Origin of the sequence: Chryseobacterium taichungense, assembly GCF_900109935.1 — a bacterium.
GTDB classification, from domain to species: Bacteria; Bacteroidota; Bacteroidia; order Flavobacteriales; family Weeksellaceae; genus Chryseobacterium; species Chryseobacterium taichungense.
Window position 1 is genome coordinate 122,276 of the sequence record NZ_FOBV01000001.1, and the last position, 19,539, is coordinate 141,814.

General features: G+C 36.0%; 22 protein-coding genes. 14 read left to right on the forward strand and 8 right to left on the reverse strand.

The features are described from left to right. Window positions 1-177: 177 nt before the first annotated feature. Window positions 178-660 carry a hypothetical protein gene (locus tag BMW64_RS00610; protein WP_143052617.1) on the reverse strand — a complete coding sequence of 161 codons (483 nt, stop codon included), beginning with the start codon at window positions 658-660 and terminating at the stop codon, window positions 178-180. 431 nt (window positions 661-1,091) lie between these two features. Here BMW64_RS00610 and BMW64_RS00615 point away from each other — a divergent pair, with 431 nt between their 5' ends. Further along, on the forward strand, window positions 1,092-1,688 hold the full coding sequence (locus tag BMW64_RS00615) for a Crp/Fnr family transcriptional regulator (protein WP_089997926.1): 597 nt from the start codon (window positions 1,092-1,094) through the stop codon (window positions 1,686-1,688). Window positions 1,689-1,725: 37 nt separating this feature from the next. Here BMW64_RS00615 and pafA read toward each other — a convergent pair whose 3' ends face one another. Further along, window positions 1,726-3,372, reverse strand: coding sequence for an alkaline phosphatase PafA (gene pafA, locus BMW64_RS00620; protein ID WP_089997927.1), 1,647 nt, complete (start codon window positions 3,370-3,372; stop codon window positions 1,726-1,728). A 242-nt stretch (window positions 3,373-3,614) separates the two neighbouring features. Here pafA and BMW64_RS00625 point away from each other — a divergent pair, with 242 nt between their 5' ends. The 5 genes from BMW64_RS00625 to BMW64_RS00645 all read left to right on the forward strand — a co-directional run bounded on the left by BMW64_RS00625 (window position 3,615) and on the right by BMW64_RS00645 (window position 8,350). Next, on the forward strand, window positions 3,615-3,947 hold the full coding sequence (locus tag BMW64_RS00625) for a hypothetical protein (protein WP_089997928.1): 333 nt from the start codon (window positions 3,615-3,617) through the stop codon (window positions 3,945-3,947). A 25-nt stretch (window positions 3,948-3,972) separates the two neighbouring features. Then, window positions 3,973-4,518 carry a GNAT family N-acetyltransferase gene (locus BMW64_RS00630; protein ID WP_089997929.1) on the forward strand — a complete coding sequence of 182 codons (546 nt, stop codon included), beginning with the start codon at window positions 3,973-3,975 and terminating at the stop codon, window positions 4,516-4,518. 76 nt (window positions 4,519-4,594) lie between these two features. Then, on the forward strand, window positions 4,595-6,313 hold the full coding sequence (locus tag BMW64_RS00635) for a S41 family peptidase (RefSeq protein ID WP_089997930.1): 1,719 nt from the start codon (window positions 4,595-4,597) through the stop codon (window positions 6,311-6,313). A gap of 170 nt (window positions 6,314-6,483) precedes the next feature. Then, window positions 6,484-7,467, forward strand: a complete 984-nt coding sequence (locus BMW64_RS00640; RefSeq protein WP_089997931.1) for an SDR family oxidoreductase — start codon at window positions 6,484-6,486, stop codon at window positions 7,465-7,467. Between the two features lie 94 nt (window positions 7,468-7,561). Beyond that, entirely contained in the window at window positions 7,562-8,350 is a 789-nt protein-coding gene (locus tag BMW64_RS00645; RefSeq protein WP_089997932.1) for a helix-turn-helix domain-containing protein, read from the forward strand. An 89-nt stretch (window positions 8,351-8,439) separates the two neighbouring features. On the opposite strand, the gene BMW64_RS00650 is transcribed toward BMW64_RS00645, so the two are convergent. From BMW64_RS00650 to BMW64_RS00665, 4 genes are all read right to left on the reverse strand, one after another. After that, window positions 8,440-9,366 carry a malate dehydrogenase gene (locus BMW64_RS00650; protein WP_089997933.1) on the reverse strand — a complete coding sequence of 309 codons (927 nt, stop codon included), beginning with the start codon at window positions 9,364-9,366 and terminating at the stop codon, window positions 8,440-8,442. A 194-nt stretch (window positions 9,367-9,560) separates the two neighbouring features. Continuing rightward, window positions 9,561-10,115 carry a biliverdin-producing heme oxygenase gene (locus BMW64_RS00655; protein ID WP_089997934.1) on the reverse strand — a complete coding sequence of 185 codons (555 nt, stop codon included), beginning with the start codon at window positions 10,113-10,115 and terminating at the stop codon, window positions 9,561-9,563. 27 nt (window positions 10,116-10,142) lie between these two features. Continuing rightward, window positions 10,143-12,335 carry an ATP-binding protein gene (locus BMW64_RS00660; RefSeq protein WP_089997935.1) on the reverse strand — a complete coding sequence of 731 codons (2,193 nt, stop codon included), beginning with the start codon at window positions 12,333-12,335 and terminating at the stop codon, window positions 10,143-10,145. A gap of 314 nt (window positions 12,336-12,649) precedes the next feature. Beyond that, window positions 12,650-13,663, reverse strand: coding sequence for a nucleoid-associated protein (locus tag BMW64_RS00665; RefSeq protein ID WP_089997936.1), 1,014 nt, complete (start codon window positions 13,661-13,663; stop codon window positions 12,650-12,652). 213 nt (window positions 13,664-13,876) lie between these two features. Here BMW64_RS00665 and BMW64_RS20535 point away from each other — a divergent pair, with 213 nt between their 5' ends. From BMW64_RS20535 to BMW64_RS00675, 4 genes are all read left to right on the forward strand, one after another. Continuing rightward, window positions 13,877-14,038, forward strand: a complete 162-nt coding sequence (locus BMW64_RS20535; RefSeq protein WP_177175204.1) for a hypothetical protein — start codon at window positions 13,877-13,879, stop codon at window positions 14,036-14,038. A gap of 12 nt (window positions 14,039-14,050) precedes the next feature. Further along, entirely contained in the window at window positions 14,051-14,407 is a 357-nt protein-coding gene (locus BMW64_RS00670) for a DUF7674 family protein (RefSeq protein ID WP_089997937.1), read from the forward strand. 80 nt (window positions 14,408-14,487) lie between these two features. Next, window positions 14,488-14,619: a hypothetical protein gene (locus BMW64_RS21010; protein WP_262484187.1), complete on the forward strand. Its 132-nt coding sequence runs from the start codon at window positions 14,488-14,490 to the stop codon at window positions 14,617-14,619. Between the two features lie 29 nt (window positions 14,620-14,648). Further along, the gene (locus BMW64_RS00675) at window positions 14,649-15,062 is read left to right on the forward strand and encodes a DUF7674 family protein (RefSeq protein ID WP_228400812.1); all 414 of its coding nucleotides are present in this window, start codon (window positions 14,649-14,651) and stop codon (window positions 15,060-15,062) included. Window positions 15,063-15,108: 46 nt separating this feature from the next. Here the strand turns inward: BMW64_RS00675 and BMW64_RS00680 are convergent, their stop codons facing one another. Continuing rightward, window positions 15,109-15,624 (reverse strand): DUF255 domain-containing protein, encoded by a 516-nt coding sequence (locus tag BMW64_RS00680; protein ID WP_089997938.1) that lies wholly within the window; start codon window positions 15,622-15,624, stop codon window positions 15,109-15,111. Between the two features lie 206 nt (window positions 15,625-15,830). Between BMW64_RS00680 and BMW64_RS00685 the strand changes: the two genes are divergently transcribed. The 4 genes from BMW64_RS00685 (at window position 15,831) to BMW64_RS00700 (ending at window position 19,195) form a co-directional block, all read left to right on the forward strand. Further along, window positions 15,831-16,850 carry a sensor histidine kinase gene (locus tag BMW64_RS00685; protein WP_089997939.1) on the forward strand — a complete coding sequence of 340 codons (1,020 nt, stop codon included), beginning with the start codon at window positions 15,831-15,833 and terminating at the stop codon, window positions 16,848-16,850. Then, window positions 16,847-17,626: a LytR/AlgR family response regulator transcription factor gene (locus BMW64_RS00690; RefSeq protein WP_089997940.1), complete on the forward strand. Its 780-nt coding sequence runs from the start codon at window positions 16,847-16,849 to the stop codon at window positions 17,624-17,626. The genes BMW64_RS00685 and BMW64_RS00690 overlap by 4 nt, the downstream gene beginning before the upstream one ends. A 100-nt stretch (window positions 17,627-17,726) precedes the next feature. Further along, the gene (locus BMW64_RS00695) at window positions 17,727-18,113 is read left to right on the forward strand and encodes a hypothetical protein (RefSeq protein ID WP_089997941.1); all 387 of its coding nucleotides are present in this window, start codon (window positions 17,727-17,729) and stop codon (window positions 18,111-18,113) included. Continuing rightward, window positions 18,110-19,195, forward strand: coding sequence for an alpha/beta hydrolase (locus BMW64_RS00700; protein ID WP_089997942.1), 1,086 nt, complete (start codon window positions 18,110-18,112; stop codon window positions 19,193-19,195). Before BMW64_RS00695 ends, BMW64_RS00700 begins: the two co-directional genes overlap by 4 nt. A gap of 148 nt (window positions 19,196-19,343) precedes the next feature. Here the strand turns inward: BMW64_RS00700 and BMW64_RS00705 are convergent, their stop codons facing one another. Further along, window positions 19,344-19,529: a YgaP family membrane protein gene (locus BMW64_RS00705; protein WP_089997943.1), complete on the reverse strand. Its 186-nt coding sequence runs from the start codon at window positions 19,527-19,529 to the stop codon at window positions 19,344-19,346. Between the last annotated feature and the right edge of the window lie 10 nt (window positions 19,530-19,539).

The window sequence follows — 19,539 nt, forward strand, 5'->3', positions numbered from 1 at the left end:
GTTTTGAGGACGTCAGTTGTTTGAACACGAAGTGCAGTAAGATCTTTATGATGTATTTGCTCTAAGCTTCACAAAGCCGTTGCACTTGTAAGAGCTCAATGAGCGAGAAACGGATTGTATAATTTCTATTACTAAAACTTTTTCTATTACTAAAACTTTCGTGTTATTAGCGCCTGATTACTGTTGCCATCTATATTCACGGATGCTAAGGATGTCTGGAAATACAGGCGGAGGACGGCTGAAATGGCTTACGGTAATCATCAGAAGCTTGAAAGATTCATGATTCAGACCTTTAAGTTTTTGTTTCGAAACATAACCTTTAAGGAAAACCTTTAAGGTATGGTTGGTTATTTGATAATGCTCTTTAAAATGAGAAGAACCTCCTAATATTGCTGTTGAAAAGAAATGATCTGTATTTCCGATACAATGATAATATGCCTGCCTTTTCAAAGCACTTTGTTTCTCCGGCAAATTGACCTTTGTATAAATACCAACTTGCGACTCTTTAGACAAGTAAGATTTTTCGGATATTAAAATAACAGAATATTTATAATAAAAAGGAGTTTCTGTGTTGGATAAAAGAGAAATAAATAACATGGCAGAGCATAACACCTTTGCGCAGAAATGACGGAATAAAGGGAGATGGGGAAGATTCATCATTGTTTTTTTTGTGTAAAAGTGTCCTTAGCTGTATTACTTTTCTGTAGCAAATGTAAAGGTTTTTATCATTACCAAATAATAATTAGCTATTTTTATTATGTTAAATGATAAATCTGTATAAAAACTCCCGTTTTTGAGTTACCGTATTCACCTTTAAAGCAATCCTTAAATACATATAGCATATTAATTTTTAGATGTTTAGAAATAAAGCCAACCCATGTGAGACTACTTTTTTGCATTACATAAGACAGTTGTTTTTGATGAAATCTTTCCCGATGATTTCATGTCTTTAAGCAAAACCTCAAAAATCATATCACAATAGTAGAGTTATTTTCCGTATCTCGCTGTATAAGGCATGTATGTGGTATTAATAAATTTTTAATCGATATGTTTATTTGTTATTTTTATCTCAAATAAATAACAGTTAGATTATGATCATATGCGAAAACCTCTTGTTTTCCCATGGTGCTGAGCAACAAAATTATAGTTCCGGTGAGTATATCTTTGAAGAAGAGAGTACTCCGAAGTATTATTTGCAGATAAAAACCGGGATGGTAAAAATAAGCAGCTTCCTGGAAGACGGCAAAGAGTTTATCCATTCTATGCCTTTCGATGGTCATTGCCTAGCCGAAAGCTATCTTTTTAGCAATAAGAAATATGCAGTAAATGCAATTGCCGTCAGCGATTGTGAAATTATAAAACTTGAAAAAAATAAGCTGATCGATCTTCTTCTGAAAAAGCCACAGTTGATCTTTAATCTGTATTCTTATACCGCAGATCGTATACGCTATAAGCACATCACCTCTGCCCCATTCTCTTTTCAGGATCCGGTAACGAAACTAAATCTTATCCTGAATCATGTGAAGAGCCATTTCGGTTTTAACGATAAATTTTCCTTCCATGTTCCATACACCCGGCAGCAGCTCGCTTCGATCACCGGTATGCGGATAGAAACCGTAATCCGGACCATCAAAAAAATGGAAAAGCAAAATATGCTCAAAATAGACGGTACCAAGATATTCGTATAAATTAAAAAACCTTAACATCGCTGTTAAGGTTTTTATGTTATTTGCCGATTGCTTCCGTAATAGGATTTCCTACGTTTCCGCTCGGAAACTGTATTCTCAATAATGAGGCAACTGTTGGAGCAATATCAGTCATATAATAAGCTTTACTGCTTTCTCCGTGCTGTATTCCCCAGCCCATGAAGATTAACGGGATATGTGAATCATATGAATTCCATACGCTGTGTGTGGTTCCGGTTTTGGAGTATGGTGGCAACATGGAATCGTGAGAGATCAACTGAATATCGCCGCTTCTCTGTCTGTTGATGCCATTAATAATTCTTTGTTTGATCGGTTCCGGAATAGTAGACTCCTGTACCTTGGTTACTGAAACAGCATACAGATCATCCGGATCATTTTCTATTTCTTTAATAGTAAAATCTCTTACCACATCCAGATCAAGCTTATTGTCTTTCAGAAGCTTTCTGTCAAAATAAATCTGGTAATTGTCAATGGCATTGATCAGTTTATCTACCCCGAATTTTTCTTTCAGCTTCTCATTCATGTTTTTATCCATGCCATCACCGAAAAATCCTGTGGTAATTTTATGTTCCTGTAAAAAGCCTACCGAATGCGCTCCTCCGTGATCTGCAGAAAGAAAAACGGTATACTGCCCTTTTCCTACTTTAGCATCTAAATAATTAAAAAACTGGGCAAGATCCTGATCCAGCCTTAAGTATACATCTTCTACTTCAATAGAATTGGGACCGAATTTGTGCCCGGCATAATCAGTAGAGGCCAAATTGATCGCCAGCATATCTACTACATTGTCGCCTCCCAACTGCTCTCCTTCAACGGCTGCTTCAGCAAGTTTCAGGGTCAGCGTATTTCCAAAAGGTGTATAGCGGATGTTGTCTTTTTTAGCTTTATAATCCGCGGCTAAATTACTGTAAGGGAATACAGGGGTTTTTGCACTTCCCAGCAGACCTTCCCAAGCAGAATTATCCGGTGAGCTTTCCGTATACTGACTGATCGGAAGCAAGGTATTCCAGCCGTTTGCCACTAACTTTTCAGGCATTTTCTGAGCATTGAACGCTTTTACCCACTGAGGCAGATCATTCATATACCAGCTGCTCGTGATGAAGTCTCCGGTAGAATCATCAAACCAGAATGCTCCATTCGGAGTATGTCCTGCAGGCAAAATGGAAGCCCTGTCTTTAAGGGAAACTCCGATTACCTTACCCTGGAAATTGGTTGCCATTCTGAGCTCATCCGTAATGGTGGTTGACCACAGGTTTTTCGGTGAGTGGCTTCCTGCTTTTGCATTGGTGGTTCCCACGGGTTGTACAGACTCGTCTGTGGTACAGTATACGTTTTTGCCTGTTTCTTTATCGGTCCAGTCGTTTCCTGCGATCCCGTGAATTGCCGGAACCGATCCTGTATAGATACAGGTATGTCCTAATGCCGTAACAGTAGGTACATAAGGAATGTGAACATTATTCAGTGAATATCCTGTATTTAATAATCTCTTAAAACCGTCGTTGCCATATTTATTGTAAAAACGGTACAAATAATCCCACCTCATCTGGTCTACCACAAGCCCTACAACAAGTTTCGGCCGTTCCAGTTGGGAATTTTTAATCTTCTGCGCGTTGATCGTCATCACGGACAGCATAACTGCCGCTGCAATCGAAATTTTCCTAAGCATCCAGTAACATTTTATTGAGAGCAAATTTACGGGTTTTTGAATTTTTGGTATGTGAAATTTTATTTAAATTTCCTTAGTGCCCTATTAATTTTCGTATCGTTTCTAAAAATAAATTGGTAAAAATTAAGAAAATATTGAATGATTTTCTATTAAAAGGCTTTAAGGTATATTATTTGTATGGAATTTGTTTCAAAATAAGTTAAATTTGAAATAAATTCAGATCCCTATAAATACACAAACAAATGAAGCTTCTCCGACCTTTTCTTTTATTCGTTTCTATTCTTTTATTCGCATGGCTTTTTATAAGCAACATCAACCTGATCAACATAGCAACTACCCTCAACGAAGCTGAGATCAATTCTGAAATCGAAAAAGTAAATAATTTTACGGATATTACCAGTCTTAAACAATTCAGCATTGAAAAAATTAATTATATGGAGGCCATCAGAAACCGGTTTACTGAAAATGCGATGATTCGCGTAGCAGTAATCTCAGTACTGATTATTTTACAGGTAGTTCTATATGCAACCAGTAGCAATATGTTCAGTTCCAGGCAGCCCCGAAAATCACACTGATTGCAAAGGCCTTAATACTTTAATAATGTCATTGGAAATCAGAAAACTCGAAAAGCTGACCGGCAACCCTACGCTCGCATGGGGACGAAATGGCTATACTACCGATAAAATATTCGTGGTTTCCGCTATTGAAGCCGGAAGTACTTTTGAATTCAGCTTACGGGAGAAAAAACAGTCATACACCAAAACGTGGAATCTGAGTGAAGATGATATCCATGAACTGAATACGATCATCAGCCAGGGGCATTCTTTCGGAGCCTACCATGAAAATGAACTTATTGGCTGGATTATCTGCGATTTCAGATCCTGGAACAACAGTCTTTTCATTGAAAGTATATTAATAAGTGAAGATTTCAGAGGGCAGAGCATCGGCAGATTACTTATTAAAGCGGTTAATCGTAAGGCGCGTAATCTACAATGCAGGATCGTAGAGCTGGAAACCCAAAATACCAATTACAAAGCTATTAAATTTTATCAGGAAGCAGGATTTACAATAACCGGCATTAATACAAAACTATACAATGATTCTGCGGAAACTGCTTTGTTTATGAGCTTTGATCTGTTAATATAAGGGCAATTTGCCCATTAATGATAATAAATATTTTTAATTAAAATATATACGTTATATTTATAATCTACTTATTATCATGAAAAAAATCACATTTTTTATCGTATTTTTAGCAATCCAACAATTTATTTTCGCCCAGACAAATCAATATGCAGATTTTATTAAGACCTGGAATTTCATTAAATATTACCATCCCGACCTGGCCAGCAGAAAAATGGATGCCGACAGTTTATTCCTGATGAATGTTGAGAAAGTAAACGCCAAAGAAAACTTCAACGACGTAATCAAACTGGTAACGCAGAATCTGAATACACGTTTTTCCACACCACCGATTGTTGAAGCCCAAAAAGATGTACTCTCTGTCAATCAAAACTTTGACTGGTTTCGAAAAAACAAAAAGATCAGTCCTGAAAATAAGAGTTTACTGGATAACATCTACAGAAACCGTTTTGATTACACGCTTCTACCCAAAGGAAAATCAGTAGAGGATGAAAAAAAGTATGAATTTCCAAAAGAAGAGAATCTACCGCTGAAATACAGATTACTGACAATGGCAAAAATACGGGGCACTGTCGATTATCTTTTTCCGCACAAATATTTAATGGATAAAAATTTTGATTCTTATTTTAATACTTTATTGGACGAAGCTGTAAAATCAACTACCCGGAAGGATTTTGAGATTGTCCTTGCTAAAACGGTTTCACAATTTCAGGACAGTCACGCTTTTGCATTTTACCGTCAACTGAATTACAAAAACGAAATATTGTTTAATGTTTCTTATTATTCACCATTTGATTTTCAAATTGTAGGAGATCATTTGTTGGTTACTCATCTTATTTCTCCTGAGATATGCAGTAAAGCCCATCTGAAAAAGGGTGATAAGATAACGGAAATTAATGGAAAAAAAGTCTCCGAAATGATTAAGGAAAAAGGTAAATTACTTTCGGTTTCCAACCATCAAAAACTACAATACGTTCTTTCAACCTACGAGTATAATTTGATCTGGCCGGATAATTTACCAAAGAAAACGTTGACTGTACATTCCGGCTCTAAAAGATTTTCCACAGAAATTGACTTAGTAAATCCCACTGATAAATCACAAGTTTCTGTTATTTCTAATTATATCAACAATAAAAACAGCAAAATAAAAAACAGGAATTTAATTAATAAGGATATTGCCTATTTTAAAACCGATGCAACAATGCATTTCATGGAGAATGTTGATGATGATAAATTGGATGCCAAAATGGATAGTATCCTGGAAGATGCCTCACACAAAAAGGCCATTGTTTTTGACATGAGGGGCTATCCGGATTGGGGTGGCTTCATTTTTTATTATGTATATAAATACTTCTCGCCTGTCGAAAATTATTTTTATAAATATTATGAACCTAATTTGAAAAATTTAGGAACCTTTAGTCTCAGGGATCCAAAATATAATTATCCGGAAATTAAAGATAAAACGACACATCCCTATCCCGGAAAAGTTTTTATACTTGTAAATCCAGATACGCGCAGTGCCAGTGAATGGTATTCGATGAGCCTTCAGAAAATTTTTCCGAAATCTGTTACGATTGGCCAGCAGACTTCAGGTGCAGACGGAGATGTGGTTAAAATTAATCTTCCGGGAGATTATCTTCTGGAATTTACAGGAAACGGAATCTTTTATCCCGATAATACACAGACTCAGCAAAAAGGGATCAGAATCAACGAATTGGTCAAATATACGGATCAGGATATTCTTGATGGTCGTGATCTTGAATTCGAAAGGGTCTTGAAGTCCTTGATTTCTCTGTAGTATGTAACTTTTGACTACGTCGAACCTTTGGTTTGTGGTTAATTCTGAAATTAGTTTAAACAATTTAAATAAAAAAATCATCTGACCTCCACAACAAACAAAATTTGAACTTTATAACACAATGTAAACTTCAAATAAGCCTCAACTTTGTCATGTAAAATTTAAATACAATGGAAAACGTACAGACAAAAACAACAGTTTTGGTAACAGGAGGAACAGGATTTTTGGGAGTTCACACCATTCTGCAATTATTACAGCAAGGATATGAAGTGAAAACAACACTCCGTTCATTAGCAAAAAAAGACAGCATCATCAAAGCACTGGAAGAAGGAGGAATTTCAGATTTTTCTCATCTTTCTTTTTTTGAAGCAGATCTTACGAATGACAACAATTGGGATGAAGCCGTAAACGGCTGCAAATATGTTCTTCATGTGGCCTCTCCTTTTCCGGCACAAGACCCAAAAGATGAAAATGAGCTGGTCATTCCGGCAAGAGACGGCGCTTTGCGCGTACTGAAAGCATCTCGTGATGCCGGCGTAAAAAGAGTTGTTTTAACGTCATCTTTTGCAGCGGTAGGTTATAGCATCAATACAGAAAATCATATTTTCACAGAAGAGGACTGGACAGATGTAAATGCAGAACTTCCTCCTTACATCAAATCAAAAACCGTTGCCGAAAAAGCCGCATGGGAATTCATCGAAAGAGAAGGAAACGGGCTGGAATTATCGGTCATTAATCCCGTAGGAATTTTCGGACCTGCACTCGGCGGTATTACTTCTGCTTCTCTCGATATTGCTGTTTCCGGTATTCTGAAGGGCAATCTTGAATACACCCCTACTTTCACAATGGGTGTTGTAGATGTAAGAGATGTTGCAGCCATTCATATCAAAGCAATGCTTAGTCCTGATGCTGCCGGACAACGTTTTATTGCAACTGCTGATGGCGTGATGAGCTTTTATGATGTTGGGGAATTATTTAAAAAAGAAAGACCGCAATATACTGCCAACATTAAAAAACTGGAACCCATCGGTAAAGAATTTTACAAACAAATCTCGAATGAAAAAGCAAGAACCATTTTGCACTGGAATCCGAGAAGCCGTGAAGAAGCTTTGCTGGCAAGTGCGGATAGCCTGATGGCTGATTCACAGATTTAGTTTACATTTATATATAATTTAAGCCAACTGAAATATTTTAGAGAATAAAATAATCCTATTAATTTCTTTAACATCAAAAGAGAAAAGTATAAATATGAAATTCAACAATCTGCAGTCATGTCATCTGGGTCCTGAAATATCTCCGGAACAGTTTATTCCTGAACATTTCTTTCTGTTTTTGCTGAAAGGTTCAATGATATCCTATGACGGCTACAAGCATTACAGAATGAATCCCGGCGATTACTGTATTGCCAGGAAAAATCATCTGGTGCGGTATACAAAATATAAAGATGACGGAAAGTTTGAAAAGGTAATCATCACTTTCGATGAACCTTTTTTGAGAAAATTTCTCGAAAGGCATTCGTATACTGCCGGGCCAACTGATAACGATAATTCATTTCTATTCATTAAAGAAGATCTTCTAATTGAAAATTTTGTACGTTCGCTGGAACCGTATTATAACGGAACAGAAACACTGGATGATGATTTTGTAGATATCAAGCGTGAGGAACTTTTGATGATATTGTTGAAAAACAATCCGGATCTGAAAGATATTTTCTTCAACTTCAATATTCCGCATAAGATTGATCTGGAACATTTTATGAATCAGAATTATAAATTCAATATCAGCCTGGAACGTTTTGCTTTCATGACCGGAAGAAGTCTTTCTTCGTTTAAAAGAGATTTTAAAATGATTTTTAATATGGCTCCGGGAAAATGGCTCATTAAGAAACGTCTTCAGGAAGCTTATTTTCTTTTGGAAAAGGAAGATAAAAAACCCAGCGACATTTATATTGATCTGGGATTTGAGGATCTTTCGCACTTTTCTTTTGCTTTTAAAAAGGAATTTGGGGTTTCGCCTTCGGAGATTGCAAGGGCTTAAAGCTTATTGTTTTGATTTAAAATAATCAGGATACTAAAACTCCGCGCCCTTCGGGCGCGGAGTTCATATATAAGGCAAAAGTTTATATATTAAAACTTCAAATCTCCATTTACTTCTCTCACGGCATTGGCAGCTTCAGCGAATTTCAATTGCTCTTCAGCAGTAAGGGTTACGTTCACGATTTTTTCTACACCGTTTGCTCCGATAATCGCCGGAACACCAAGGCAGATATCATTTTGACCATATTCTCCTTCAAGCATTAAAGAACAAGGAATCATTTTCTTCTGATCGCAAGCGATAGCCTGAACCATTACAGAAACTGCAGCTCCCGGAGCGTACCATGCAGAAGTTCCTAATAATTTAGTAAGGGTTGCTCCTCCTACTTTTGTTTCTTCGATTACATATTTTTGTTGCTCAGCGTCAAGGAATTCAGTTACAGGAACTCCGTTTCTTGTAGCTTTGCTCAATAAAGGAAGCATTCCTGTATCACTGTGTGCAGCGATTACCATTCCGTCTACATCTGAAATTGGAGCTTCCAACGCTTCAGCCAATCTGTATTTGAATCTTGCAGAATCCAGAGCACCACCCATTCCGATGATCTTGTGCTTAGCAAGTCCTGAAGTTTTGTGTACGAGGTAAGCCATTGTATCCATTGGATTGGAAACCACGATGATAATAACATCAGGGGAATGTTTTACCAGGTTTTCAGTAACGTCTTTCACGATTCCTGCATTGATACCGATCAGTTCTTCTCTTGTCATTCCAGGTTTTCTTGGAATACCTGAAGTAATAACGGCTACGTGAGAACCTGCAGTTTTGCTGTAATCACCTGTTGTTCCGGTAATTTTCGTATCGAATCCGTTAAGAGATGCGGTCTGCATCAAATCCATTGCCTTACCTTCAGCAAATCCTTCTTTAATATCCACCAAAACTACTTCTGAACAGAAGTTCTTCATTGCGATGTATTCTGCACAGCTTGCTCCTACAGCGCCTGCACCTACTACAGTTACTTTCATAATATACTTATTTATTGTTTTTTTAATGGCATTATGGAACTTTACAGTTTCATAATATAGCTTTAAAATTTATTTATCTGAATTGTTTGTTTAGCTTAAAATTGAAAACTCCCAAATTTAACAATTCCTGAAAAATTGAGCAATCTTTCAGGAATTTATTATCTTTAAAATATTATTTAGAATAAAATAGCTGATTAATTAACATTCAGCAGGAAAGTGTATAATTTTTTTGCGCCCGACAATACATCATCGTAATGCGGCTCCGTAATTTCAGTATCCAGCACTTCTTTAAAATCTTTCCACATGGCACCCGTATTTTCATGGTAACAACCAAAGAAATTGAATGTCACCTCATCAAAACCATCAGTTTTGGAAAGCTGTTTTGCGATAACGTTTCCGCCAAGCGTAGAGCCTTCTATCACATACATTGCGCCCAGTGCTTCGCTTTCATTGGCAAGTATCAGTTCGTGTGAAGCAATACTTCTTTTCAGTTCAAGGCTTTTAAGATCTTCTTCAATTAAAGAAAGTTTTTTTCTGTCATCAAGCTGAAGTTTTTCCGAGAACCTCTCTGATAATTTACTGAAAATCTCCTCTTCCGAATTCAGAAGCATCAGGTAGTTGGTACGGATGATTTTTTTATAATCTTCAAGTGTAAATGTTCTGTTGAAAATTTTTTCTGAGCTGAAAAGCTTTTCGGCAGCATCGTGATATTCTGCCGTATTTTGTTTAAGATATTCTGATACCGTCATAAAGATTTAAAAGGTATTCCTTTGATTTTAAGGTTTTTTGAAAGTTAAAATGAATGTAGTTCCTTCTTTACTGCTTTCATAGTCTACATTTCCGCCTATTCTTTTCATAATCCTGTGGACAATTGACAATCCTACTCCATTTCCTTTGAATTTCTTGGCATTATCCATTCTGTTGAAAATCTTAAACATTTTATGCTTATTTTCCTGTGGAATACCGATCCCATTGTCTGAAATCCTGTAGATGACATGATCACCTTCTTCAGTTCCTTCAATTTCAACTCTTGGTTTTTCCTGTTGGGAAGAATATTTAATGGCATTATTGATAATATTTAAAAAAGCTTGATGAAGCATGGTTTTATCAGCAAGAACTTCAGGACAATCTTTGATAACAACCTCACTGTCAGGAGTTCCGAAAGTGATTTTTGCGTTCTCGATAATTTTTTCGATAGTTTGATAAGTCTCAAGGCTTTCCAGCTGTATTTCACTGTGTTTTGCACGGCTCAACTGTAATACATCATGCATCATTTCTGCCATATTATCAATTTCTTCTATGATAGAATTGATCTTATTTTTGCTTTTCTCCGATTCATCATTAAGCGTTTTCAGCAGCATCTGCGCATTAAGCTTCATCACTGTAAGCGGAGTTCCAAGGTCGTGCGAAATGGTGTAAGAAAAGCTGTCAAGCTCTTCATTTACCTTTTTAAGCTCATCGTTGAGCCTTTTGATCGTATTATAATTTTTATGAGATGTTTCTAATATAAGATCCCGCACAGACTGCAACGCAACAACATTTCTGGAATTCCATCTTTTCGAATTTCCTTTGATGTCTTCCGTAAATATTTTAAAAGAAGTTCTCGGAGAAAACATTTGTTTTTGCTCTCCATTCTGGTATATAGTTTCAATTTTCTTTTCAGGATTTCCGGCCCAATCGATATGTTCATCAAACTCTTTACGGAACCAGATCAGAAGATTGTTTTTACTTCTTTCCACGAAATAAATAACGACACCTGCCGATTTATTATCAAGATCTAATTCTTTCCCAAAATCTCTTAAGAAACTTCTGCTGAGATAAATGCTGTCTTCCGTATTTTCGTGTGCCCATTTCGTTATTCTTTCAATCGCAGACACATCGGGAGTAGTTCCATCGGTAACGATTTTCTCTTCTGCAATAACGGCCATACCGTCAGCATCAAGAAAGTTTCTGATTTCAGCTTTGTTCTCAATTAAAGAATCGAATAAGCTGTTGTATTTTAAAAATTCAGCTTTTAAACGTGAAGCTCTGTCATTTAACTCTAAACGATAGTTCAGCTCATTTTTTGATTTAAAAGATGAATAAGCATTGGATGCTAAAGCCGTGAAAATGCCCGCCTGTACCCTGTCTTCAAGATCGATATGTTTCGGTTCAGAATTCTGACACGTTACAAGTCCCCAAAGATAATCGTCAATAATGATGGAGACACTGAAGCTCGAAGAGGCACCCGAATTTTTGATATACTGCCCATGAACAGGCGACATCCCGCGGGAAGTCGAGTAAGTAAGATCAATATTTTCGTGGGTTTTGCTCAGCAACGGAACTGTCTCCGCATGTACATTGCTGAAAATTCTTTTTCTTTTTTTAAGATAAAGCTCTCTGGCCTGAATCGGAATGTCTGATTCCGGATAGTGCAACCCCAGATAGCTTTCCAGGTTGTCGTTGGTTTTCTCTGCCACGACTTTCCCGGAACCGTCCATCATGAATTTGTAGACCATCATTCGGTCATAATTCACGATTTTTGACAATATATTCAAAAGCTGATCCCAGATTTCCTGATCATTTTCTACAATATAAAAGTTATCATATTTATTGGAGATCTGCTTATTGGGATTTACAATTACTTTTTCAAGTTCAAGAAAAATATTGCCTTTACTTCTGAAAGCAGACAAATGATATTGTTTATCTTCAAGGAAAATTTTATCAAAAAATGTTTCGTTATCTCTCCTTGTAAATTCAGGTAAGGATTTATAAATATCGGAATTGATAACACTGCCAAAAACTTCAGGAAAGTCTGTAAGTTTCTTATCGAAAAGCAGTTCAATGTTTTCGATTTTAAATATATCCTCAATATTCTTGCTGAAGAAAGTGATGGAATGAGATTCTGCATCGATGCCAATCAGATAGCCAAAACTTTGTATGTAGCCCGGAATATGGATAGGCTCTTCATGACACTCTACAAAATTCATATTATACTTTGATCAATCAAATATAAAGAAAATTTTAAAGGTGTGGTACTTTTTTCGACGAAATACATACCACAGAAATTAAATTAATAAGCCCTTTAAAAAAATGCTGTAATTTAACATTAAAAAAAGGGAGTTATTTTCTTTATATTATCTTTAACCTTCTTGTTTACAGCCCAAAAGGCTTTTTTATTTAGACTTATTTAAAAATAGTTGTCTCTCATTCAGAGAGCAGTAAATCAGCCACAATTTTTACATCGAATTATCTGAAAAGATATAAGATTTCTCTTTCCGTGATCAGCTGAATATTAATGAAATTAAACTTCTTTTTCGAAGTACAGCATATAGTATTTTCCATTTTCATCTTCTCCCTGGGCGATTTTTTGGCGGTCACCATGGATATAAATATGGAAATTTTTATCTAATTTAATGATGCTCTTAAAATGCCTCTGGGTTTTCTTTACCGCTGTTTCATTAATCGGGAATTCTTCTGCGATATTGATCTGCATATCCTGTTCATAATCCGTTTTGAAATTAACAAAACTTTCGATCACATGCTCATCCTGAAGAACTTCCTTGTTAAAATCATCAAGATTAAATTCTTCTTTTTCCTTAAAGAAATTAATGGATTTATTTAGGAAATCGGCCTGATCTGCTCTGGAAACTTCAAATTCCTGAGGCAACTGTTTGGTGATATAATCTTTATACACCATCAAAGCTTCCTGAGTATGGAAATATTCGTCGTCGCGCTGTTTTACTTTCAGGAAATCCTCAAACCAGTAATACATATCTCCGTTTTTATTATTATCAACGACAGAAAGTACATAGCCGGTTTCTTTATCATTGTTGTAGATCAGAGCGGCTTTATCAATCTTGGAAAGGCCGATTCCCTGGTCTTTTTCGATTTCAAAATTGTCTTCCTGCGGAGAAATTTTAAGGAAAGATTCTCTTTTTTCAGTTTTGAAAATTCCGATTTTATCAACCTTTTCAGTGCCTTCCCTTTCGTCTTCAAAATAAACAATAAATAATTCTCCCCCCTGAACTCTTGGGTTTTCAGCGGCTTCGAAAAGATGTTTTGCAATATTTTCAGCTTCCCAAAGAAATTTGGCTTTATCATCAAAAATTTCGGATACCGAACTGTACACCGGATTATTAACCAAATATGAATCGCTGTAAAAATGAAAAGTTTCTTCTGATTTAAAAGATCCTAAAAAGTAATTTTCCAGAAGCTCTGCCATTCCTTCATCCAGCTGCAATTCTTCCTGAGAAAGGATTAATGACTCTCCATTGATTTTATTTCCGACTCTGTGTACTACGATTTTTGAAAACATCTCCTGAATATTTTTGGACTGCAAAGATATTAATTAAATCATACAATCTGCAGAATTTCATTCTGATAAAAACCTTATCAATATGAGATGATTTTTCTTTATATATTATCTCTAACCACTAATTAACGACATGATTATCAACAACATAAAAAGCCACATACATCACGGGTACGGATTTTGGCATTATGATTGTGAATATTAACAACAAATACAATGGACTTAAAGACTTTAAACAGAATTGATACGCTGAGAAGACTTAAAAGCAGAGGACCGAAAACTCCGAAATGGCTGAAACCTTATCACGCGCTGCTTTTTATATTCACAGCGATCGCTATTTTAAGTGTATTGATCAGAACGTTACAACCCAATCACTAAATTATAAATTATATGAACTATTTACAAGCCACTCAGGAAATTACCGTTGCAATACCTGAAATCCGTGACGAACTTCAGCAGACAAGGATACAGAATTCTTATCACATCATTGAGTTTTTAAATGATAAAATCAAATCGATGATCCGTCAAAACAATACAGACTGTGTATTCAAATGCCTTCAGAAAATGAATGAGCTTTATAGCGATGGCGATCAGACTGTAAAAAGTGCCATTGAGAATTCTTTTGTGTATTCATTAGACAACTGTACGGCCTTCTGCAGCGAAGAGTACCGCGATACTATTTTCAACCGTCTTTCGACTGATTTGCAAAAAGTTTATATCAGACAGATTTACAGTCATAACATCTGATTTTATTACATTTTTAAACTGTTTCATTACAAAAACACAATAATTAACTCAACAAAAAGGTAATTAATAATCAATCATTTATGAAATCTAAAATACGAAAAATATCAGACTGGAAAAGCTTTGAAACAACTACCAACAGACATAATATAGAGATTTTAGCCACACACATCGCTGTGATTATAGGGGTATTTATTTTTGCTGCTTACCTTTAAACTTTGGTACAGTTTTAGCGTAAACAAAAATGCTCGAAATATTAATTATGATGAATGCACACATGCAAACTATTAATCAAAAAATAGCTGTTGAATATTTAAAGTTTTTTTATCCGCCACTTCGTGCTGAAATAACACAACTATCTGTACAGGAGAACTTCGCAGGAATTATTCAGTCTACGATTAATTATCTGAAAAATCTGCTACTGGAATCAAAAATAAATATCATCTCCCACCATATCAAATTGATGGACTGGATTTACAGAAACGGAAATTCTTATGTAAGGGATATTATAGAAAACCTCTTTGTAAGATCTTTTGAGAGTTTTAAGAAGCACGCTAAAATACAGCACTGGAAATTGCTTTATCAATATATGCCTGTGAGTTTTCAGCAAATATATGATCATCAGCGAAGTCAGGACAAAATATTTTTCGGTAAATAATATGCTAAAACAATTCGGGCGAAACCTTTGGTTTCGCCCGAACTTATTAATTCTTCTTCGTAAAAACTTTTTGTATCGTCTGAAGATCCTTATCATTCATCTTTGAAGATTTCTTAAGTTTTGCAACGAAAGCATCGACTTCTTCAGGAGTTGACGGGCATCCCAGATTTTCATTTTTATCATTAAAAGAATCTGCAAGAACTTCCCCTTTAGGATTCAGAACCAACCAGAAAGGGAGGCCGGCATCTTTTCCTTTATATTTGTCCATTAGTTCTTCTCCTCCGGGATTTTCAAGTTTCTTTTTATCTCCCATTTCCTGAACATCTACATAAGCCGTAATAAATTTTTTCTCAAAAATAGATTGGGTTTCAGGAAGATTCATATTCTTTTCCATTACGTGACACCACTTGCACCAGGAAGCATGAAACATCAGAAGTACATTTTTATTTTTTGCTTTTGCTTCAGTGAGTGCTTTATTGAGCACAACATCCGCTTTTTCCTGAGCAAAATTTAACTGGAATAAAAACATTCCCAACAGGAAAAGTATCTTAGAAATTCTCATTTTTAATCGGTTTTAAAATTATACGAATGTATACATTTTCTTGTGTTTTTTAAATAAATTTATCATTAGACTTTGGAAAATAATTTAAAAACTTATTCGGCCCTAATTTTAAAAATCTCCAGTCAATAAACATTTCACCCTTTAGTTTTTCAGTTTGAACATTTTATTTATATCATTGGAATTAATATTTTACTTTCTTTGTACAAATGATCAGAAACGAGAGAAAAATTTATATTTACAGCGCCCTGCTGATTACTTTGGTCGCCAATTCCGCAAAGCTGATGGCCCTTAATTCCGATGGAATTATTGCCCGCTACTGGCAGTTCAACATTTGGGAATACGGGTTCCAGTTTCTGTATAATATGGTATTTTGTGTGGTTTTGCTGCATCTTAACCTTTCAAAGGGAAAACTTTTCAGCATTTACAGGGAAAACAAGCAGTGGCCGAAATTATATGTTTTCAATATATTGCTGATTGTGGCGTTTATTATTTTAGGGAGTTTCATTCATAATGCATTATTTGGATCGCTGCCTCTTCCGAGGATCCGAATCAGAGGATATTTTGCCAGATTTTTACTCAGCAGCGTAATGATTGCAGTGGTTATTCGCCTTATTCTTCTGATGCGCGAAAGCAGAAATAAAGATCTTATTAATGAACAGCTGCATACAGCTTATCTCCAGGCTCAATTGAAGTTGCTTCAGGAACAGCTTAATCCACATTTTCTGTTTAATACGCTAAGCAGTCTTTCTGCCATGGTAAGGGAAAATCCCAACCTTGCCCAATCCTATATCCTTCATCTGTCTAAGGTTTTCAGATACACGCTTGTGCATTCAGGTAACGATATGGTAACGATAAATACAGAGCTTCAGCATTTGGAGTCTTATATTCAGCTCGTAAAAATGCGGCTTGAAAATGCCTTTCAGATTCAGATCAATATCAATAAGCATGTTACAGACAAAAAATTGCTTCATTTGTCACTACAGCCACTGGTGGAGAATGCTGTTAAGCACAACAAGGCTACAATTTCAAATCCTTTGATTATCAACATTTATGACGAAAATGACAGGATCATTGTAAAGAACAATCTTCAACCGATGAGCAGCGAAGCAGAAAGCACCGGACTTGGCCTAACCAACTTGAATGAAAGATACAGATTACAAACAAACCATGAGATAGAAATTTATCAGAACGGTGAATATTTTATAGTTAAATTGCCATTATTATGATCCCAAACCTCCGTATTATACTGATAGAAGACGAGGCGGCCACAGCAAGAAATCTGGAATTTATACTGAAAGAAATAAATCCTGATATTGAGGTTATTACAACCTTACAAAGCATCGCGGAATCTGTAGATTACTTGTCTGCATGTAATCATGATTATGATCTTATATTTTCGGATATCAGACTTTCAGATGGACTGTCATTTGAAATTTTCAGACAAACAAGCATCAAAAAACCGGTCATTTTTGTTACAGCTTACAGTGATTATGCACTAGAAGCTTTCCGGAACAATGGAATTGATTATGTTTTAAAGCCTTTTGATAAAGAGGAAATCCAACGTACTCTACTGAAATACAATACCATCATTGCTGCTGATATCAAACTGGAACAGACCAAGACATCAGCCTTACTGCAACAGCTTCAGTCTGCAACAAAGAATTATAAAAAGTCTTTCCTGATCCATTATTGTGGCCGACTTATTCCTGTAGATTCCGCTAAAATCAGTTGGTTTTATACGGCCAATGAAATTGTATATGCCTGCACAGCAGACGGACAGAAATATACCATAGAATTCACACTCGAACAGCTGGAACGAGAGCTGAATCCCGAACTTTTTTTCCGGGCTAACCGTCAGTTTATTGTTAACCGGAACGCCATAGATACCATAGAATATTTTTTTAACGGAAGACTTTTAATCAAAATTCATCCTTCACCACAGGAACAGGTAATCGTCAGTAAGGCAAAAGCCATGATGTTTAGAAAATGGCTGGACCAATGATCTGTTTTACCACCTGATTTGGTCGGTTCACCCTTTTTTATTTTAAGATAAGCTATTGCTATTGCTACATTTGTTTTATTAAAAACTTAAAATTTCCAAGATGATTCTAAACACAAAAAAACAGACGACTTTTCTGGTAGCGGTTTTTATATGCATTGCATGTACAGGCTTATCAGCACAGAAAAGTAAATTAAAAGACAGCACTCCGGAACAACGTGCAAAAATGCAGACGGAGTGGATGACGACTAAATTAACCTTAAATGCTTCACAAGTTCAGCAGATCTCAGCACTTAACCTTCAGTACGCCCAGAAGAATGAGCCTATCATTCAAAGTAATGACAGCAAAGTCTCCAAATTTAAAAAACTGAAAGCTTTACAGAAAGAAAAATCTAATGCGCTCAGCCAAATTTTAAGCGAGGAACAGTATAAAAAATATGAGGAGATTAAAGATCAAATGATTCAAAACTTTAAAAATAAAAGAAAATGAAAAAACTACTTTATTCTTGGGTAATCATGATATTCATTACCGCTTCAGCATGCTCTCAAAGCAGCAGTGATAATGACGAAACTGCAGAAACTATGACGCAGAAAAACTCTTTGCTTAGTCTCCAGGGACCTATACAGAAACCAACTTCGGGATATGGATCAGATGGAAATTACCAAGTGGCAGAAATTGATTTTGATAATCCACAATACGCAGGCACTAAGGTTTCTATTTTCTATCCGCAGGGAATTACTACTCCCAGACCAACTATATTTTTTTCGCATCCCTATGGTGGCGAGGATAAAGAATACAATATAGAGCTGTATAACTTTATTGCGAAGAAAGGTTATGTGGTGGTATTTGTACCTTACCGTACTTTTGATGTAAGTGTAGACCACCGTTACCAGACGCTTTGGGAAGGCTTCACAAAGGCCGCGGAAGATTATTCCGACATTATTGATACTCAGAAAGTAGGTTTTATGGGGCACTCTTTTGGTGGTGGTACCAGTATCGATCTGGCATACAAAGCATTTACAGAAAAAGGATGGGGAGAGAATGGACGTTTTCTTTTCACGATGGCGCCGTGGTATGCTTTTAACTGGGACAGCCCGCTAACAACTCAACAGCAATTACAAAATTTCCCTCCCAATACCAAAATGATTACCCAGGTCTACGATGAAGATGATGTCAACGATCACAGGATGGCAATCGATATCTTTAAAAACATCAATATTCCTAATGCTCAAAAAGACTTCATTTATATTAAATCATCTACTATTAACGGGTACAATTATGTAACAGACCATGCAATGCCAAGTTCAAGAGTGACTTTTGACGCATTGGACTATTATGGAGTGTACCGTCTTTTGGATGCTATGATGGATTATAGTTTCAATGGAAATACCAGTGCGAAAAATACTGCTCTAGGTAATGGTTCTGCCGCGCAGGTTACCATGCCTTCCTATAACGGACAAGCGATGACTCCGCTTGAAGTTACAGATAATCCTACACCGAAATACCTGCAATTTAAATATCAGTTTAAATGCGGAAACAGCACCAATCCGCGAACCGCTTATTGTAATTAATGTATAAGTCCCTTTCTTTAAAAAGAATTTTTATGGCAAAGAAAAAAGGCTTTCCCATTCTGTGGTGAAAGCCTTTAAATTTTAGTTAAAGCCCTTCGCTATGTGTCGAAAGGGCTACTTTAAACATTATCCGGAACACTTCATATCATCATTTTTCACCCCCAAATTTATTTAGGATCATATACATCAAACACCAGCCTGTAAGGGCGTGGATCCACATATTAACTCCGACAAAACCGGTCAGCCAAAACCAGTTTTCATTGATATAAATCCCCAATAAAAGGCTGATTAAAATAATGGTTCCCGCTACAGCGTGTACAATTCTTGTCTGCATAATTTTAAAT

What these genes read in the sequence shown, in the direction of transcription:
- BMW64_RS00610 (WP_143052617.1), bottom strand. Translation starts at nt 660, where the DNA reads ATGATGAATCTTCCCCATCTCCCTTTATTCCGTCATTTCTGCGCAAAG.
- BMW64_RS00615 (WP_089997926.1), top strand. Translation starts at nt 1,092, where the DNA reads ATGATCATATGCGAAAACCTCTTGTTTTCCCATGGTGCTGAGCAACAA.
- pafA (WP_089997927.1), bottom strand. Translation starts at nt 3,372, where the DNA reads ATGCTTAGGAAAATTTCGATTGCAGCGGCAGTTATGCTGTCCGTGATG.
- BMW64_RS00625 (WP_089997928.1), top strand. Translation starts at nt 3,615, where the DNA reads ATGAAGCTTCTCCGACCTTTTCTTTTATTCGTTTCTATTCTTTTATTC.
- BMW64_RS00630 (WP_089997929.1), top strand. Translation starts at nt 3,973, where the DNA reads ATGTCATTGGAAATCAGAAAACTCGAAAAGCTGACCGGCAACCCTACG.
- BMW64_RS00635 (WP_089997930.1), top strand. Translation starts at nt 4,595, where the DNA reads ATGAAAAAAATCACATTTTTTATCGTATTTTTAGCAATCCAACAATTT.
- BMW64_RS00640 (WP_089997931.1), top strand. Translation starts at nt 6,484, where the DNA reads ATGGAAAACGTACAGACAAAAACAACAGTTTTGGTAACAGGAGGAACA.
- BMW64_RS00645 (WP_089997932.1), top strand. Translation starts at nt 7,562, where the DNA reads ATGAAATTCAACAATCTGCAGTCATGTCATCTGGGTCCTGAAATATCT.
- BMW64_RS00650 (WP_089997933.1), bottom strand. Translation starts at nt 9,366, where the DNA reads ATGAAAGTAACTGTAGTAGGTGCAGGCGCTGTAGGAGCAAGCTGTGCA.
- BMW64_RS00655 (WP_089997934.1), bottom strand. Translation starts at nt 10,115, where the DNA reads ATGACGGTATCAGAATATCTTAAACAAAATACGGCAGAATATCACGAT.
- BMW64_RS00660 (WP_089997935.1), bottom strand. Translation starts at nt 12,335, where the DNA reads ATGAATTTTGTAGAGTGTCATGAAGAGCCTATCCATATTCCGGGCTAC.
- BMW64_RS00665 (WP_089997936.1), bottom strand. Translation starts at nt 13,663, where the DNA reads ATGTTTTCAAAAATCGTAGTACACAGAGTCGGAAATAAAATCAATGGA.
- BMW64_RS20535 (WP_177175204.1), top strand. Translation starts at nt 13,877, where the DNA reads ATGGACTTAAAGACTTTAAACAGAATTGATACGCTGAGAAGACTTAAA.
- BMW64_RS00670 (WP_089997937.1), top strand. Translation starts at nt 14,051, where the DNA reads ATGAACTATTTACAAGCCACTCAGGAAATTACCGTTGCAATACCTGAA.
- BMW64_RS21010 (WP_262484187.1), top strand. Translation starts at nt 14,488, where the DNA reads ATGAAATCTAAAATACGAAAAATATCAGACTGGAAAAGCTTTGAAACA.
- BMW64_RS00675 (WP_228400812.1), top strand. Translation starts at nt 14,649, where the DNA reads ATGCTCGAAATATTAATTATGATGAATGCACACATGCAAACTATTAAT.
- BMW64_RS00680 (WP_089997938.1), bottom strand. Translation starts at nt 15,624, where the DNA reads ATGAGAATTTCTAAGATACTTTTCCTGTTGGGAATGTTTTTATTCCAG.
- BMW64_RS00685 (WP_089997939.1), top strand. Translation starts at nt 15,831, where the DNA reads ATGATCAGAAACGAGAGAAAAATTTATATTTACAGCGCCCTGCTGATT.
- BMW64_RS00690 (WP_089997940.1), top strand. Translation starts at nt 16,847, where the DNA reads ATGATCCCAAACCTCCGTATTATACTGATAGAAGACGAGGCGGCCACA.
- BMW64_RS00695 (WP_089997941.1), top strand. Translation starts at nt 17,727, where the DNA reads ATGATTCTAAACACAAAAAAACAGACGACTTTTCTGGTAGCGGTTTTT.
- BMW64_RS00700 (WP_089997942.1), top strand. Translation starts at nt 18,110, where the DNA reads ATGAAAAAACTACTTTATTCTTGGGTAATCATGATATTCATTACCGCT.
- BMW64_RS00705 (WP_089997943.1), bottom strand. Translation starts at nt 19,529, where the DNA reads ATGCAGACAAGAATTGTACACGCTGTAGCGGGAACCATTATTTTAATC.